A 15,487-nucleotide genomic window follows, 5' to 3' on the forward strand; every position below is an offset into this window, starting at 1 on the left:
ACCTACTCCTGGAGGAAGTGATGGGGGCCCGCGGTCAAGCGGGGGCGGATCCCGCGGCGCGCCACCGCAGCAGACTCGGGGCGTTCGTAGTGCGCGCCCGCAGGGTGGAGGCCCACTCGCTGGCGGCGGACTGGGACGCGTTGGTTGCCCTGGCCGGCGCGCCGTACGTCGTGACGGCCCTCGGTAATGGTGAGGTACACATCCGGCAGGAGTGCCCCGCCGAGGAAGTCGTGGAGTCGGCCGCGGCCCGGATCAGGCCTCTGTTGCTGGAAGATGACGCCTGCTCGTATCTAAAGGCACTGGCCGCGGTTGGGTACTTCTGCCGAGAACTGCCACACGACACGGCGTGGATAAGGACGGCGCGGGCCGAGTGGCGCACGAGAACTGAGGCGAACGCCGCACGGGAGGGCGGCTACCAGGTCATGCTCGGTGACACCGCCGAGGGCTGGACCGTCGAACTCGACGACCGCAAGCTGGCCACGGCGTGGATCTACGGAGACGTGGTTCACCACGACACCCAACTCCTCGACGAGGCCGATCCCTTTGGCCTGTCTGAACGATTCCGTGCCGCGGTGCCCCTGGTCGCCTGGGCCATGGTCAAGGCGATCGAACTCCTCAACTACGTCAGAGCCCTCCAGACTGACGGACTTCTTGGGCTCCCAGTGCAACTCTTTGACCGTGAGGTCGTCCTGGCATCGACCCGCTGGGAGCACACGGCACGGGCGTACATGGCACCGGTCGGAACGCCCGCACCCGCTGACGCCCTGGCTCCCTTCAGCGACGAGTGGATCCCGGTATCGGACAGCACTGTCCTGCGGCACGCAGATGACTGATCCCGGCTGGGAGTCCACGTCTCGCGATCTGACGGCGGGATTTCAAGTAATGCGTGCCGCACAGCAGCTCCTCCCTCGTGCCGGTGAGGCCTACCTGCCTACGAGAGAAGAGGTCGTCCTGCACGTAGTCGGCAACAGTGCGCAAGGGATAGGCCAGCCCGATCAGCAGGCCGACGGGCGCTCTCGAACCAAGATCGAGGCCGTGAATAGGATTGCCCGAGTGGCAGACAAATTGATCGGCAAAGGACCCCTGCGCGGCTACCTCCTGGAGGAGGTGCTGGCTTGGCTCCTGCGCTCCAGCGGCTTCGAGGTCCTCACCGCCGACGACGATCGGGACACGGAGCCGTGGAAGGTCCTGAAGGAGGACAAGAACGGTCTGCTGGTCCGCGGACGCGGAGCCTGGCACCAGGTCGACGCGCTCGGGCAGTTCCGCTACGTCCCACCGTTTTCCCTGCCGGTCCGCCTGTTCGTCGAGGCAAAGTACCTGACCACAACACCAGTTCAGCTGCCCACCGTGCGCAACGGCCACGGCGTGATCCACGACGTGAACGAGGGCGAGACCACCACACTTACCGCTCCCGGGACCGGCCGGCCCCGGACGCGATACCGCTACAGCTACGCAATCTTCTCCACCTCCGGCTTCAGCCCCGCGGCACAGGACTACGCGCTGGCCCATCAGATATCCCTGGTCGACCTCTCCGCACCGGACTTCGCCGTACTGCGGGATCTCGTCAAGAACACAGCCGACACCATTCACGCAGTCCTCGAAGCGACACCGGCGGCCCAGCGGCCGAAGATACGCGACATCCGGGCCTATCTGCGCGGCCCACTGCTGGAAATGGACCCAGGTAACGTTGAACTGGCCGACGCGATTCGCGGCCCACTGGACTACCTGGCTCAGGCTCTGCACAGCCGGTCACAACTCGGTCTGGTCCTGGCCTTTCCCGCAGCACCGTTCGTCCTGGGGTTGGCCTCGAACGATCTGTACTCATTCGTGGATTACGCCAGAGAGCACCCCACACACGCGGTACGCCTGCGCCGCATCAACCAGCCGGCCTCACATCCCGTGTGGGAACTGCGCTCCGCGGAGCACCCGGAGGCATATGCGCTGCGGTTCGGACTGCCGGAGCGGATAGAAAAGTGGATCGTTGCGCAAGACGAAGGGATGCCCTCACGAACCCGGTACGTCAAGCGCAGCATGCTGTCGACCATGACCCTGTACTGGATGCACGGGGAGCACGCCCAGACCTTTCAACTCCGTTACGAGCCAGGCGAACTCCGACTCGACAGCTGATCGCCCGATACGACGAAGCCCCGGTGCCCGGGCCTGTCGAGGGTGTGGTGATCGACGGAGTACGCGAGTGGTGCTCCCGCACCGCCCCTCAATCATGTCGTCCCTGCCGCTACTCAACTCACCGGTGTTCGAACCTGGTCTTCATGCGGGCATTAAAGCGCTTCGAGAGAAGTTCATCGCGTGCCTGCCGGACATGCGGTACTCGAGCGCAGTGGACATGCGAGCCGAAGTGGAGCGCTATATGTGACGAGACGTGACGATACCCAAAGGCGCACGTACCGACCGGTCGTGCGGCCTCGCGGGTGCGCTCTCCGCGTGGTGGATCTGGGACAGCAGCTGAGGTGTCGCGGAGCGGGCCGGGGGAGAGGCGCGTCCTCCACGTAGAGACCGAAGGCCCTACGCCCACCACCCCGGGCCCGGCCAGCGGTTGACGGGGAGGGGTAAGCCTGCAGTGGCGCACACCCTCGCAGGGCGGGCCGCGACCGGCCATACCGCGCGGGGCAACGTTCCGGCTGCCAGGCGCGCCCCATCGAAGCACCGGGAACGCGGTGCAAGAGGAGGCCCCTACGGGATCCTCGTCTACGCCTCGGGGGTCTCCAACAGCGCCGTTTCCATGAAATCCGTGTATCCACCGGCCATTGTCTCGGTGCCAGCCAGCGTTCTTTAACCTGGGGATCTCGCAGTATTTCTCGCTGAAGCGACTGCGGCAGGTCAGGGCAGGTCGCCGAAGAGCGTGTCCTGGACCGGGGGAGCGCTGCGCGGGCGGGGGAGGGGGCGGCGCTGTTCCTTCGGTGGGGGAGGGTTTCCGGCAGCGCCGTTGGTCAGCGCGTACTGGCAGGCGGCGCGCAGGTCAGGCAGTTCCAGTTGTGCGCCCATGAGGCCGAGGAAGTCTGCGACGCTCCAGTCGATGAGGGCACCTTGGCGGGAGAGGTACAGCCCTACGGATTTGATGGCGTAGTTGTTGTTGTAGTCGAGCAGGAGGTAGCCGGCGAGCTGGTAGAACTCGGTGCGGCCCATCCGGTCGGGGCGGGTGGTGGCTTTGCAGTCGATCAGTTGTCCGTCCAGGATGAAGTCGGCATCGGCTCCGTCGACGTCCATGCTGCCGTCGAAGACGGGCCCACAGACCCGTTGTGCTGCGGGCAGTTGTCGCAGGCGGTTGAAGGGGCCGGGGTGTGCGGCCAGAGCCATCTGCCGACGGATGTCGTCGACCACGTAGGACGGCACGGCGTCGACGAGTTCGTCCAGTGTCGCTCCGGGCCTGCTCGCCCCCAGACTGTTGCCGCGCAGCCAGCCCCCGAAGCGGTAGATCGCCTCGAAGCTCGAAGCGCAGTGGCATAGCCGTACCAGCCGGTCCTCGTCCTTTGCATCGAGCACCAGCGGCTGGCCGTCGCTGTTTGTGTACCGGGCCAGCTCTTTCAGCATCACCAAGCCTGCGGCCTGCACCGTGTTGATGACTTCCGGACTCGGCCAGCCGTCATCTTGGATAACGGCCCGTACGATTCCGTCTTTGATCGGCTGCCCGGTGGGGGCGCCGAGGCTGATGCGCAGCCGGTGGTCGATTGTGCGGCCAAGCGTCCGGTATTCCTGGCGCTGATCTGGTCCGATCACAGGCTTTACCGGCGCGGGATAGTGGGTCAGGCGCTTGCGGCAGTCGCGTAACAGGTCATGGGCGTTGGGTAGATGTTCACTCAGGAACCGGGACATCGTCGATGTGGGGTCGCTGAGGGATGAGGTGAGGCTCATGCCCGCATCCTGGCGCACTCAGCCAACCACCAGTTCGTGCCCGTACGCCGTACCGAACGGTAGCCGAATTTTCGCGTCATCCCCGTTTCATCGGCACCAGGCCCATTGTCAGACCCTGCCTCTACAGTGCCCCGCCCTCTTCCCGGCAGCGTTTTGCCGAGCACACCTGTCACCCGGCCAGGAACCGCTCCGACCTGCGAAGGCGACCTGCCGGAAGGTCAGGCCGGCCGATTGCCTGGCGACGGATTGCGTAAAGTCCTCACCGCTGCTACGCGCGTTGCACGGCAGCCCGGAACAGCGGAACAGATGACCGGAAAAATCTTGAGCTCCACCAGCTCGCTCTAAGTTCGAGCCGTGTTCGGCACGCCGACCGCGTCCAGCACATCGCGGCCCTCATGCCATGCGCCCACCCGCTGTGGCGTGGGCCGCCCCTGCCTTTCGGCCGACCATCATCGGGGGAGCTATCTCGAGGAGAGGCACTGCACGCGCCTGGCAAAGCCGCGCGCCCTCGCTGGCGCGATGCGCACCCCGGCCAGATCCATGCATGGCACTGGCACAAGGGGACGGAACAGAGCCGACAAGCCCTTCTACAACATTCGCTGTTCTGCCACGAAGCGACTCGTACACCCCAACCCGCCAGCAGCAAACCACTCTGACCGACGTGAAGCCGGCCAGCGTCGCCATCGAACACATCCCCTACCCCGACTTGAGAATTCAGCTGCCGTCCGCGTGTCCGGCGCCTACAGAAAGACATGGTCCCTGTGGTGGTTCCTGACCCAAGTGATCACCCTGCAGCCGACGGCACAGTCCGACTACGGCGCGAACGTGACGAACTTATGGGTCCCGCCATCCGGGCCCTACTGGAGTTGTCGAAGCGGGGCGAGCTCACCACCGCGCATGTCCAGCTCTCCGCCCACACTCTCGGAGTGCACGTCAGAACGGTGTGGCGCAACCTGGCCCGCGCCCGGCTCGGCGAGCCCTTGCAGCGCAGCCGGGACCGCTTCGAGATCACCGACGACATCCGGGTTCTGCTGGCCTACCACCGCGGCAACGTCAAAGCCGTCCACGGTGAACTCGCCATGGATGCCGAGAAGACGGGTGCCACCCCGGTGGGCCTGTCCACCTTGCACCGGGCCGTCAAACGCGACCTGACGCCCGGCGACCTGGCCGGCCTACGAGCCGGGCTGCCGGCTTCCCGCAGCCATGACCCGCACCTGCGTCGCCCGCCTACAGCACGCAACGAGGAGTGGGAAGGCGACCACAAGCAAGCCCCCGTCTGGGTATGGGCTGACGGGCGGCTGGTCAAACCGTGGGTGACCTGGTTCTGCGACTGCCACACAGGCATGATCATGGGCTGGGCCGTCACTCCCCACTTCCCGCACCGCGGCTCTATCCTGGCCGCTCTCAGATCCTGCATCCTGCGCGGCGACACCTACGGGCCGGCAGGAGGCCTGCCCACCAGAATCCGTATCGACCGCGGCAAGGACTTCCTGTCGCGTGCCGTCCAGGAGGCCCTCGGCGCCTTCGCCGTCCAGGTCGATGTCCTGCCTCCCTACACCCCCCATCTCAAGGGCAGCATCGAAAACCTCAACCGTGCCGCCACCAGCATGTTCTTCTCCAAGTTGCCCCGCTATACCAAGGCCCAGAAGCTCGATACCCGTCGCCGCTCGGGGGAGAAGGACCCACCCCTGACCTTCGAGGGCTTCGTCGAGCGCTTCGCGAAGTGGGTTCACGAGCGCAACACCGAACACAAGATGGCCGACTACGGCGGTCTCACCCCGCTGGAATGGTGGAACAGCGAGGACACCCCGCTTCGCGAGGTCAACGCCGAAGACCTGCACGCCTTCCTCCTGGAAGGAGACCGTTCCACCCGGGTCATCCACGGCCATGGCATCCGCTTTAAGGGACGTGACTACATGGCCGGCTGGATGACCGGCCGCTCCGGCACTCGCGTCCACGTCCGCTTCCAGCCCCACCACCTCGAGCAGATCGAGGTCTTCGACGCCGACAACCGCCACCACCTGGGCACCGCCTACCTCGCCGACCAGGCCACCGACGAGCAGATCGAGCAGGTCTACCAGGCCCGCACCGAACGCGCCCGCCGCCTGCGCCGCGACCTGCGCAGGGCCGAGGCCCTGCGCCGCCGACGCTTCAAGCCGCACACCACCGCGGGCCCGGCCCGCACAGACGCAGCCATGACCCGCCAGCAGGCCGTAAAAGAACTGCGCACCCTGCGCTCCAACCGGCCCGCCGATGACCTGCCCCCCGACTACATGCCCCGCCGGGTCATCCCCTCGGGCCGCTGGGCCGTCCCCAGCACCCCCGAACCCACCCAACCCGAGGAACGCACGTGACCACCCCGCTCCCCCGACCCGCCCTCCAACCGGGCCACCCGGATCATCCGCGGCCAGCAGGTGCGCTGGCGAGGCCGCCCCTACACAGCCACCTGGATGACCGCCCACGCCCAGTGCACCGTCTGTATCCGGCCCCGCGGCCCCGACACCTTCGACGTGTACGACGCCGCCACCGGCCAGCAGCTCGGCACAGCCCACGCCCAGCCCACCCACCCCGCACCTGACGACACCCACACCGCCCCGATGACCACGAAGGACACAGACGTGACCGACACCGACACCACGCAGACGACACCCCGCCCCGACCAGGACGAGGTCGTCGGCGAACCCGACTTCTACCTCAACCTCGCCGACGCCCGCATCGTCGCCACCGAAGCCCTCCTCGAAGCCAGCGAAAACATCGCCGACACCATCGAAGCCCGGGCGATGTCCTGCATCTACGGAGACGCCGGCCTCGGCAAAACCTTCTCCGTCCTGGCCGCCCTGAAGGAAGTCTCCGCCGAACGCGTCCTGCTCCTGCAGTTCCGCTCCCGCCCCACCCCCCGCGACATCCGCCAGGAACTGTTCACCGAACTCCGCCTCGAAGGCGAACCTCCCTCCCACCCCAGCGAGTTCGACCGCCTGCTCAAGCGAACCCTCGCCCGCAAGCCCTACGTCCTCGTCTGCGACGAAGCCCAGCAGTTCAGCCGCGAATGCTTCGAGTTCGTTCGCCACCTGTGGGACACCGGCAAGAACAAGAACCGCCCCGCCGTCCTCTTCGTCGGCGGCGAAGAGGCCTACAAAACCCTCTACAGCGAACCCGCCCTCGCCTCCCGCATCTACATCTGGCAGGAATTCGCCCCCATGGAAGCCGACGAGGTCCAGCGCAACATCCCCCTCTTCCACCCCGTCTGGGCCGACGCCTCACCCGAACTCATCGACTACGTCTACGAAGAAGGCGCTGGCGGAACCTTCCGCGTCTGGTCCAAGATCACCTACCACGTCCTCGAAGGCATGAAGCGCCGCGGCCTCGAAAAGGTCGACGAGACCATCGCCCGCTGGGCCATCCGCCGCGCCCTGCCCCACCGCCGCCGCTCTCGCCGCCCCCAGCAGGACGCCGGATGACCAGTCCCGACAGCGCCCCACCACCCCACTACCTGAGCCTGCCCGGCGCCCGCACCGTCACCACCCAGGCCGTGCGGGCCGCCGGCCACGCCCTCGACGACGCACTGCATCAACAGAGCATGATCTGCCTGACCGCCGACCCCGGCGTTGGCAAGACCTTCGCCCTGCACGTCCTATGCGAGCAGCGCCCCAGCCTGCCCACGCTACGGCTGCTGCAGCGCCCCCAGTCACGCCCCGACGACCTGCGCCACAACCTCCACCACGCCCTCAACCTGCCCGGCGACGCACCCCACGATGCCGGCATCTGCGACGACTACCTGCGCCACGCCCTGGCACACACACCCCGCCTCCTCGCCGTCGACGAAGCCCACCAGCTGTCCGCCTCCTGCATCGAATACCTGCGCTACCTCCACGACGACCCCGCCCCGCAGGTCACCATCCTGCTGCTTGCCAGCCGACCCCGCCTCAGAGCCCTGCGCTCACAGCCCACCCTGCTCAGCCGGGTCACCACCTGGCACCACATGGAACCCCTCGACGCGGACGAGGTCCTCACCGTCCTGCCCGCCTTCCACCCGCTGTGGCACAACACCCCCAGCCACGTCCTCGCCCGCTTGGACGACATGTGGGCGCACGGCAACATGCGGCGCTGGGCCGCCCTGACCCACCAGCTCCAAGCCCACCAGCGCCGCCACCCCGACCACCCGCCCGAGCCGGCCACCCTCCTGCGCCGCCTGGACCCCCGTCTGGCCCTCACACATGATCTCAACGCATTCCAGTACCGCACCGGACGAGATCTTCCATAAATGGACCCCCGCATGGTCCCCAGACCACACCGATCCCAGCCTGCCGCCCGTCACCCTAATCACCGACACCCACGACCAGCCCGCCTACACCACCACCGCACTCGCAGCCCACCAGCCCGAGCACGGCCGCATCGCCGTCCACCCCACACCCCTGGCCACCGCACCCGCCTACCTCGCCCACGACCTCATCCGCGCGCTCGGCAAGCACCTTCCAGCCCCACACATCGACCCGCCCTGGTGGACCAGCAACGCCGACGAGTCCTGGCGTGTAGCAGTGGCCTGGACCCAAGCTCTCAACATCAGCCACTACGTCATCTGCCGCGCCCACCGCATCACCGGCCGCCACCTCGAGCACCTCATGGCCCTGCGTGAACGCACCCGCATCCGTCTCACGCTCGTCGTCAGTGGCCCAGCACCCGCCGCCCTGTCCACCACCCTCAACACTGTCGCCCACCACCAGATCGACAGCATCCAAGACACCCGCCAGCACCTGAACGCAGACCAAGCCCCCACACCGCGCACTCTCGCCAGTTACGCCTGGTGGCAGCGCGCCCCGTTTCCCGGCCCGCACGACGAGTCCTGGTACGAGCTGCCCCCACGCCCCCGGCGCCCCGCCGGGAAACCCGACGAAGTCACCTCCAGCACCCGCGGCACTCCCACCCGGCTTTCTTCCACCGACAGTCAGCCGCCCGCCATCGCTCTGCAAACGTTCACGCGCGCCGACACCTCCAGCGCGCACCTCGAAACCGTGGCTCAGCGCATCCACACCCGCGTCGCCCACCCCGTACATGCCGCAGCCGTCGCTCTCCGGGCCCTGACCGGCTACGGAACCGACCAACTGGCCCAGCTCACCATTCCCACCCCCCACCGCCCACGAGCCGACCTCCCCACTGATCTACCCGACTGGGCTCGCCTCCTTCGGGACGCCGCCCGCATTCACACCGACCTGCAGGGATACATTCGCCACGATCTGACGGACCGTTTGTCGGGCGAGGACACGCCGTTCCGGCTGTCCGCCTGGGACAAAAACGATGTCGCTCACGCCACCGAGACCTGCCACCTTGTCGCGGCTCGCGTTCGCCGTGCACGCCAACGGCCCTGAGAGAGAGGCGTGATGAGTACCCCCGGTCATCGGCGCCTTACCTCAACAAGCCCCCGTCTGTCCTGCGCGGGAAGCTGACCAGCCAGGACGGCGACGGAGTCAGAGGCTGGCTCCACAGCTCTGCCGGATGCGCCGGGGCGGGAATTCACGGGCGACCGCCTCTCCCGTCCCCGCGGCATCAGTGTCGAGCAGCTTCCTCAGCAGGGCATGTTCACGGACGGCATGCCCTGACCGCCGCCCTGCACAAGGGTGGCCTTGCCGAAGGCAAATAGGTCGTTCGTGGCACGCGCACCTCGCAAAATTAGTGCGCATGTTCTATTTTTGAGAACCTGTGACACCCTGCAGCGACGGATGGTTGGATGCCGATGTCTGGCGGCCTGATCGCTCGTTGAACACACCACAGGCTGCACACCGGACCTGCGGGCGGCCGTGACCGCAGGAGGATGGGGAGCCGACGGGTGAGTGACCGCAGTCCGATCGAGTGGACCGAAGCGACGTGGAACCCCACGACGGGCTGCGACCGGGTCTCGGACGGATGCGACAACTGCTACGCGCTGACGCTGGCGAAGCGGCTCAAGGCCATGGGATCGGCGAAGTACCAGAACGACGGTGACCCCCGCACCTCCGGCCCCGGCTTCGGCCTGACCGTGCACCCGGACGCGATGCGGGTCCCATTGGGCTGGAAGGCGCCGCGCACGGTGTTTGTGAACTCGATGTCGGATCTCTTCCACGCCCGCGTACCGCTGGACTATGTCCGGCGGGTCTTCGAGGTCATCGAGCAGACTCCTCAACACACTTATCAAGTGCTCACGAAGCGAGCACGCCGGCTGCGGCAGGTCGCCGACCGGCTGGAGTGGCCAGCCAACCTGTGGATGGGTGTGTCCGTGGAGAGCGCCAAGGAACTGTCCCGTGTCGACGACCTGCGTCAGGTCCCCGCCACGGTGCGGTTCCTGTCGTGCGAGCCGTTGCTCGGTCCTCTGGACGGACTGGACCTGGCGGGCATTCACTGGGTTATCGCGGGAGGCGAGTCAGGTCCCCGCTTCCGCCCCGTGCAACAGGAATGGGTCACAGGAATCCGGGACGCCTGCCTCCAAGCCGAGGTGGCCTTCTTCTTCAAACAGTGGGGAGGCCGGACCCCCAAGGCGTCTGGTCGGCACCTTCAGGGCCGGACCTGGGACCAGATGCCTACGCTCGAGCCTGCGCCTGCAGGCTGATCCGGCTCTTGGTCGTGAGCTTGCCCGGCGACTGGACGGCGACCACGCCGTCCTGCCGCATCTGCCGAGCCGCCTGCAAAGCATGCTTCGGCATCCAGCGGGCGGTCTCCGCCAGCAGCCACTCGCCGATGGCCTCCACCGTTGTGGCCCCGGCACTCAGCCGCTGGCCGACCAGTTCGGCCAGTTCGTCGTCGATCAGACCTGCGGCCTGGAACAGGTCGAGCTGCCCGTCCGCTTTGGCGCCTCGGGTGCGTGGGTCGCGGAAGCTTTCGCCATCAAGCGCGTCGACCTTCCACATGCCGTCCTTCATCGCCCTCAGGCCTGCGGTGCTGCCGGTGCCGAAGACGAGATAGAGGGGCTGGCCAGTACGCGGGACGAGTTCGAACTGCAGCTGGTAACCGAAGCCGGCCCGGCGCAGCGCGTCTCGGTAGGTGCGCAGCCACACGCGCCACTTCTCGTCGGGGCGCAGTTCTTCTGCGGCAGGGCTCCAGAAGCCGCGGCCACCGAAGACCGCGTCGAGGATGCCGGCGTTGAGATCCTCGCGGCGGCTGAACCAGTTGGGCCCGAAAGTGGTGATGACTTCGCTGGAGCGGTTGCGAGCGATGCGGGACATCACATGCAGCGGTACGTTGACGCTGCCCCAGCTGTCGAAGATTCCCAGGATCGGGTGGCCCCAGGCTCCGAGCTCGTCGAGGAGAGCGAGGCTGTCGCGACCTGCGTCGCCGCGCCGCACCTCCACTCGGACCGGCAGATCCTTGAGCGGCCCGAAACAGGAGACGAGTTCTGTCTTCAGGTGCTCGTGGCGGGCCCGGTCCTTCTCGATGAATATCAAATGCACCCGCCGCGGGCTGAGGTGCATCCGATCGGCCGCGTCATGGTGCAGCAGGCGGTCTAGGATGAACACCGGCGAGCCCGGCTCGCCGTTCTCATAGCGCCCCGGCCCGGCGAAGGCGTCCAGGAGCGTGACCCGGGGCCGGGAGTATCCGTTGCTCTGGGAGGTCTGCAGCAGGATCGGCCACCAGGCGTCCAAGTACCGCTGGTACAACCGGTGCTTGGCTGCGGTCGCTGGCTCCAGTTTCCACAACACGCCCATCCGCGCCCCCTGTCCAGGATCGCCGCAGCCGGCGGCTGGCACGTGCCAGCCGCACCCCCTAGTACCAGATGGTGTGCGCAACAACGTTCAACGTAAAGACCGCGTATCGGCTCCTGAGAGAGCCGGATGTTCAGCGTCTGTAGGACGTCGGCGATGGGATCTGCCCAGGGAAGGAGGCGGCCGATTGGGCCCCGTCACGGAATCAGCCCCAAGCGGAGCGGACTGGTCACTGTCCAATCCTGTGGATCTCATCGTTGGGCAGTCCGTAAGGCGCACTCCGAACCCGGCCACTGAAGGCCATCTCGGGACTGGCGGCCGAAGGCAGGCGCGGTGCTGTGGGGCGCTGATCGTCTCATTTGCTGCGCCTTTGACGCGCTTTTAGTCGCCGCACTAGAGTGAGTCCCCGATCAGATAACAGAGTCCGCTCGCAGAGGGGAGGCTGGCATGCTGCTGACGACCGGGCAGGCGGCAGACGAACTCGGCTGTGCGATCACCACCTTCCGCCGCCTCGTGCGCGCTGGCCTGCTGCCAGGCCTGTCCCGCCGTGGCGTACGCGTCATGATCCCCCTGGACACGGTCCAAGCCCTCGCCACCCGCCGACGCGCCTCGCTGGAACAACTGGACGCCACGGAGATCGCCGTGCTACGTGTCGACGCAGCCCGCCCGGCCCCCGAGCCCGACCGGCCCTGGATCGGCTTCGCCGCCACCCTCACCCCCGACGACCTGCTCAAGGCCCTGCGCGGCTGGTGGCGCTGCGACCCGGTCAGCGTCGCCGCCGGGGGAGTGCTACCCGTGACCCTGTCGGGCTACGTCGTCGCCGTCCTGACCGGCCTGCAGGCATGGGAAAAGAATTCAACCGGCCGCCACGCCTTCTCCCAGGCCCGCCTGGCTGGCTACGTCACCGACCTGGCCGCACCCCACATCACCCTCACCTCCCGCGCGGACGGCGACCAGCACCTTGCCGAGTTGCTGCTGGGCACCCGCCTGCCCTCCGACTCCGGCGGGGCGATCGCCTACATCACCACCCACACCACCGGCTGAACCGCCCCCCATAAGGAAGCCTCATGGACGCGCAGAGCTACAGCGCCGCTCTCACAGAGCTGCGCACCGTGCGGGACACGATCAAGAAGGCCCGGGCGGAACTGACCAAGCTCGAGGCGGACCGGGACCAGCGGATCACCCGGCTCGCCTCCTACGCCAAGGCCAAGGCAGACCGGATCGCCCCCGCCGCCGGGCTGAGCGTCGCCGACGTCGTGGCCTTGGCACCCGCCCTGGCCCCCGACAGCCTGGCCGCCGCAGCGGACGCTGCGCCGCAGCCCGCGCAGCCCGCACACGCCGAACAGACCGTGGCGCCCACCGCCCGGTCGGCCGCCTCCTCGAAGACTCAGCCGCCCACCGTGATGACGCCCCCCGCTGCCGAGCCCATCGCGGCTGCCGGGATCCCGTCCCCCGAGCAGGAGCCGCGCACCCTGCCCTCGATTCCCGAGGGCGGCGCCGGTGACACCTGGTTCGCCCACACGTCCGGCCTGGCCTCCACCAGGCCCAACTTCATCCAGCAGGCCCGTTCCACCGTCTTCCTCGACACCGCCACCGGCGTCCTGGTCCACCGCCAGCAGACCCACCACCTCGACCTCGGCAACGCCACGGCCGCCGACATCCTCACCGCCGTGTTCCACACCATCCCCGAAGGCGTGGAACGGATCTACATCACCGCCGGCGATCCCTGGCACCGCGACGCCGACCGCTACCCCTACCTGCGTGACGCGGTCGCCGCCTGGCTGAACGCGCCGATCCCGGGCTGGCGTACCGACACCGGGCGCGGCCGCGATCGGATGGCCGGGCACTTCGTCCACGCCCGCAACCCCGTCGGCCGCTACCAGCGCGAGAACGGTGAGCAGCATGTGGAGATCCGCTCGGTGGGGGAGTGGTTCGACACCGATGGCGACGACCCCACCGTCATTCGCGACGCCTTCGTCTTGCTGTGGCAGGCTCTGCGCCGTCACTGGAGCGACGCCGTCATCATGGGTTCGCCCTCTCAGACCGGCCGTGACCTGTGGACCCGCACCATCCCGACCCGTGGCCAGTACGCCGAGGGCTTCCCCGTCCTGTCGGAGGAGCTGCGCGGTCTGCTGCACGCCACTGCAGGCCAGGGCCGCAACGAGCTACTCACCCCGCCCCGCGTCCCTGAGCAGCTGCCCCAGATCGTGGAGTACGACCGTACCTTCGCCTACGCCAAGCACACCTGGAAGTCCCCGGTCGGCACTCCCCGCCGCATCACTGCCGCGACGTTCGCCTCCTGGTCGGAGAAGGAACAGATGCGGGCCCTGTACGGGTGCGGGCACTGGCAGGTCCGCGTGACCGTCCCCGACATCTGGAACCACGTCGGCCTGCTGCCCGCACCCGCCCCCGGTGACCGCGCCTGGCACTACCCGGCCACCCCCGGCACCACCTTCACCACCTGGGCCGGCGGCCCCGAGATCCACACCGCCCTGACCAACCCGCTTCAGCCGTGGAAGATCGAAATCCTCGACGGCATCCTGTGGGACGACGGCAAACCCCTCGACGACTGGGCCAAGAAACTCAAAGAAACCTGGACCAACCTCACCGCCCAGGCCCACTTCCAAGGCGACCCCCAGCAAGCCCGCGCCGCGCACCTCGCTTCCCGCGCCGTGCGCTCCATCCTGCTGTACGGCATCGGAGCCTTCGCCCAGCGCCCCCGCATGGTCACCGGCACCACCCCCCGCACCGCCGAACGTGACGTGCCCCCGGACGCAGAGATCATCTCCTTCGACGACGAGCACATCACCTGGCAAAAGCCCACTGGGTTCTCCCGTGACCCTAACGCCCACCCCGAATGGGCAGCCGCCATCTGGTCCGCAGCCCGCGCCGCCCTCCTCACCCAGCGCCACCGCGACGACGACACCTACGCCGGAGCCCTGCACACCCCGCCCGGTACCGTCGTCGCCTTCCGCACCGACGCCCTCTACCTCACCGAGCCCCAGAACTGGCCCTACCACCACCAACCCGGCGACTACCTCCTCAAGGGCCAGCTCACCGGTCCCGTGGCCGCCCCGACCACCGAAGAGGAGCTCCTCACCCTGCGGGATACCGGACGCGCCACCCTCACCAGTGACCAGGAGGCCTGATGTCGCCCCGGTCCCGCCGTACCCCCCCAAGCCGCCAGCAGGGGCTGAACGAGGCCGCCCGCCTGGCCGACCGACTCCAGCAAGTCGGCTACACCAAACGCGACATTGCCCGCATCATCAACCGCGACCCCTCCCTCGTCTCGCAGTTCTATACCCGCAACAAAGGCGCCGCCTTCGTCGCCGCCCTCCGTGAGGTCCTCACCGCCGTCGAAATCGGCGGTATCACCGACCTGCCTGAACTCACCGCGATCGCCGCCCGCCACACTCATCGGCGCACCACCGCCTCCGGCGCCCGCGCCCGCGTCCGCACCAAGGCCGTCCTCATCACCCCCACCGGCTCCGGCACCGGCCGCGTCGGCACCCAGGCCATCGCCTCCGGCTCCGCACGCCTACGCCCTCTGATCGCCGAAGCCGCCCGCCGCGGTCTGCGCCTGGCCTTCACCGTCCGCCTCGCCAAGACCGCCTACCTCCACCCTTCCGGCAGCCGCACCGACTCCCCCGGCATCCGCCGCGACGTCATCCAGCGCACTGACCACACCGAGGAACGCTCCTACGGCTCCGCTCAGACCGGCGGCTTCGACGCCGCCGACTTCGCCCGCCGTGTGGACGCCGCAGGCGGCGACGTCACCGTCGCCGTACACGAGTGGCTCGTGGAGACCGGTCGCATCCGCTCGGACGCCCAGATCCTCCACCTCGAGGTGCGTACCTGGCGCCCGCGTTGACACGCTGCCTCCGACCTTGCGATGACCTGCCGTCACCGAGCTGATCAAGACGTGGGATGTGGCAGGCGGAGAGCTTGGC

General features: G+C 68.0%; 12 protein-coding genes. 10 read left to right on the forward strand and 2 right to left on the reverse strand.

From position 1 onward, the window contains the following. The first annotated feature begins 89 nt into the window (after positions 1-89). Positions 90-833 (forward strand): hypothetical protein, encoded by a 744-nt coding sequence (locus ABZ920_RS01455; RefSeq protein WP_361497345.1) that lies wholly within the window; start codon positions 90-92, stop codon positions 831-833. A 220-nt stretch (positions 834-1,053) separates the two neighbouring features. Then, positions 1,054-2,127, forward strand: a complete 1,074-nt coding sequence (locus tag ABZ920_RS01460) for a hypothetical protein (RefSeq protein ID WP_361497348.1) — start codon at positions 1,054-1,056, stop codon at positions 2,125-2,127. A 711-nt stretch (positions 2,128-2,838) separates the two neighbouring features. Here the strand turns inward: ABZ920_RS01460 and ABZ920_RS01465 are convergent. Then, complete coding sequence (locus ABZ920_RS01465) at positions 2,839-3,870, reverse strand: hypothetical protein (protein WP_361497351.1); 1,032 nt, start codon at positions 3,868-3,870, stop codon at positions 2,839-2,841. Between the two features lie 926 nt (positions 3,871-4,796). Here ABZ920_RS01465 and ABZ920_RS01470 point away from each other — a divergent pair. From ABZ920_RS01470 to ABZ920_RS01490, 5 genes are all read left to right on the forward strand, one after another. Then, complete coding sequence (locus tag ABZ920_RS01470; protein ID WP_361497354.1) at positions 4,797-6,224, forward strand: transposase family protein; 1,428 nt, start codon at positions 4,797-4,799, stop codon at positions 6,222-6,224. Between the two features lie 96 nt (positions 6,225-6,320). Continuing rightward, positions 6,321-7,328 (forward strand): ATP-binding protein, encoded by a 1,008-nt coding sequence (locus ABZ920_RS01475; RefSeq protein ID WP_361497357.1) that lies wholly within the window; start codon positions 6,321-6,323, stop codon positions 7,326-7,328. Continuing rightward, entirely contained in the window at positions 7,325-8,131 is an 807-nt protein-coding gene (locus ABZ920_RS01480; protein ID WP_361497360.1) for an ATP-binding protein, read from the forward strand. Before ABZ920_RS01475 ends, ABZ920_RS01480 begins: the two co-directional genes overlap by 4 nt. Next, a complete protein-coding gene (locus ABZ920_RS01485; RefSeq protein WP_361497363.1) occupies positions 8,085-9,233 on the forward strand; it encodes a hypothetical protein in 1,149 nt (382 codons plus the stop codon). Before ABZ920_RS01480 ends, ABZ920_RS01485 begins: the two co-directional genes overlap by 47 nt. A gap of 458 nt (positions 9,234-9,691) precedes the next feature. Then, the gene (locus tag ABZ920_RS01490) at positions 9,692-10,447 is read left to right on the forward strand and encodes a phage Gp37/Gp68 family protein (RefSeq protein WP_361497366.1); all 756 of its coding nucleotides are present in this window, start codon (positions 9,692-9,694) and stop codon (positions 10,445-10,447) included. On the opposite strand, the gene ABZ920_RS01495 is transcribed toward ABZ920_RS01490, so the two are convergent. After that, on the reverse strand, positions 10,419-11,540 hold the full coding sequence (locus tag ABZ920_RS01495) for a three-Cys-motif partner protein TcmP (RefSeq protein ID WP_361497369.1): 1,122 nt from the start codon (positions 11,538-11,540) through the stop codon (positions 10,419-10,421). The genes ABZ920_RS01490 and ABZ920_RS01495 overlap by 29 nt on opposite strands. Before the next feature lie 444 nt (positions 11,541-11,984). On the opposite strand from ABZ920_RS01495, the gene ABZ920_RS01500 reads away from it, so the two are divergent. The 3 genes from ABZ920_RS01500 to ABZ920_RS01510 are packed head-to-tail and all read left to right on the forward strand — an operon-like array spanning position 11,985 to position 15,408. Then, on the forward strand, positions 11,985-12,581 hold the full coding sequence (locus ABZ920_RS01500) for a helix-turn-helix domain-containing protein (protein ID WP_361497372.1): 597 nt from the start codon (positions 11,985-11,987) through the stop codon (positions 12,579-12,581). 23 nt (positions 12,582-12,604) lie between these two features. Next, complete coding sequence (locus ABZ920_RS01505) at positions 12,605-14,686, forward strand: hypothetical protein (RefSeq protein ID WP_361497375.1); 2,082 nt, start codon at positions 12,605-12,607, stop codon at positions 14,684-14,686. Further along, entirely contained in the window at positions 14,686-15,408 is a 723-nt protein-coding gene (locus tag ABZ920_RS01510) for a helix-turn-helix domain containing protein (RefSeq protein ID WP_361497378.1), read from the forward strand. The genes ABZ920_RS01505 and ABZ920_RS01510 overlap by 1 nt, the downstream gene beginning before the upstream one ends. Positions 15,409-15,487: the final 79 nt, after the last annotated feature.

The organism is Streptomyces sp. NPDC046831 (genome assembly GCF_040645305.1).
Lineage (GTDB): Bacteria > Actinomycetota > Actinomycetes > Streptomycetales > Streptomycetaceae > Streptomyces.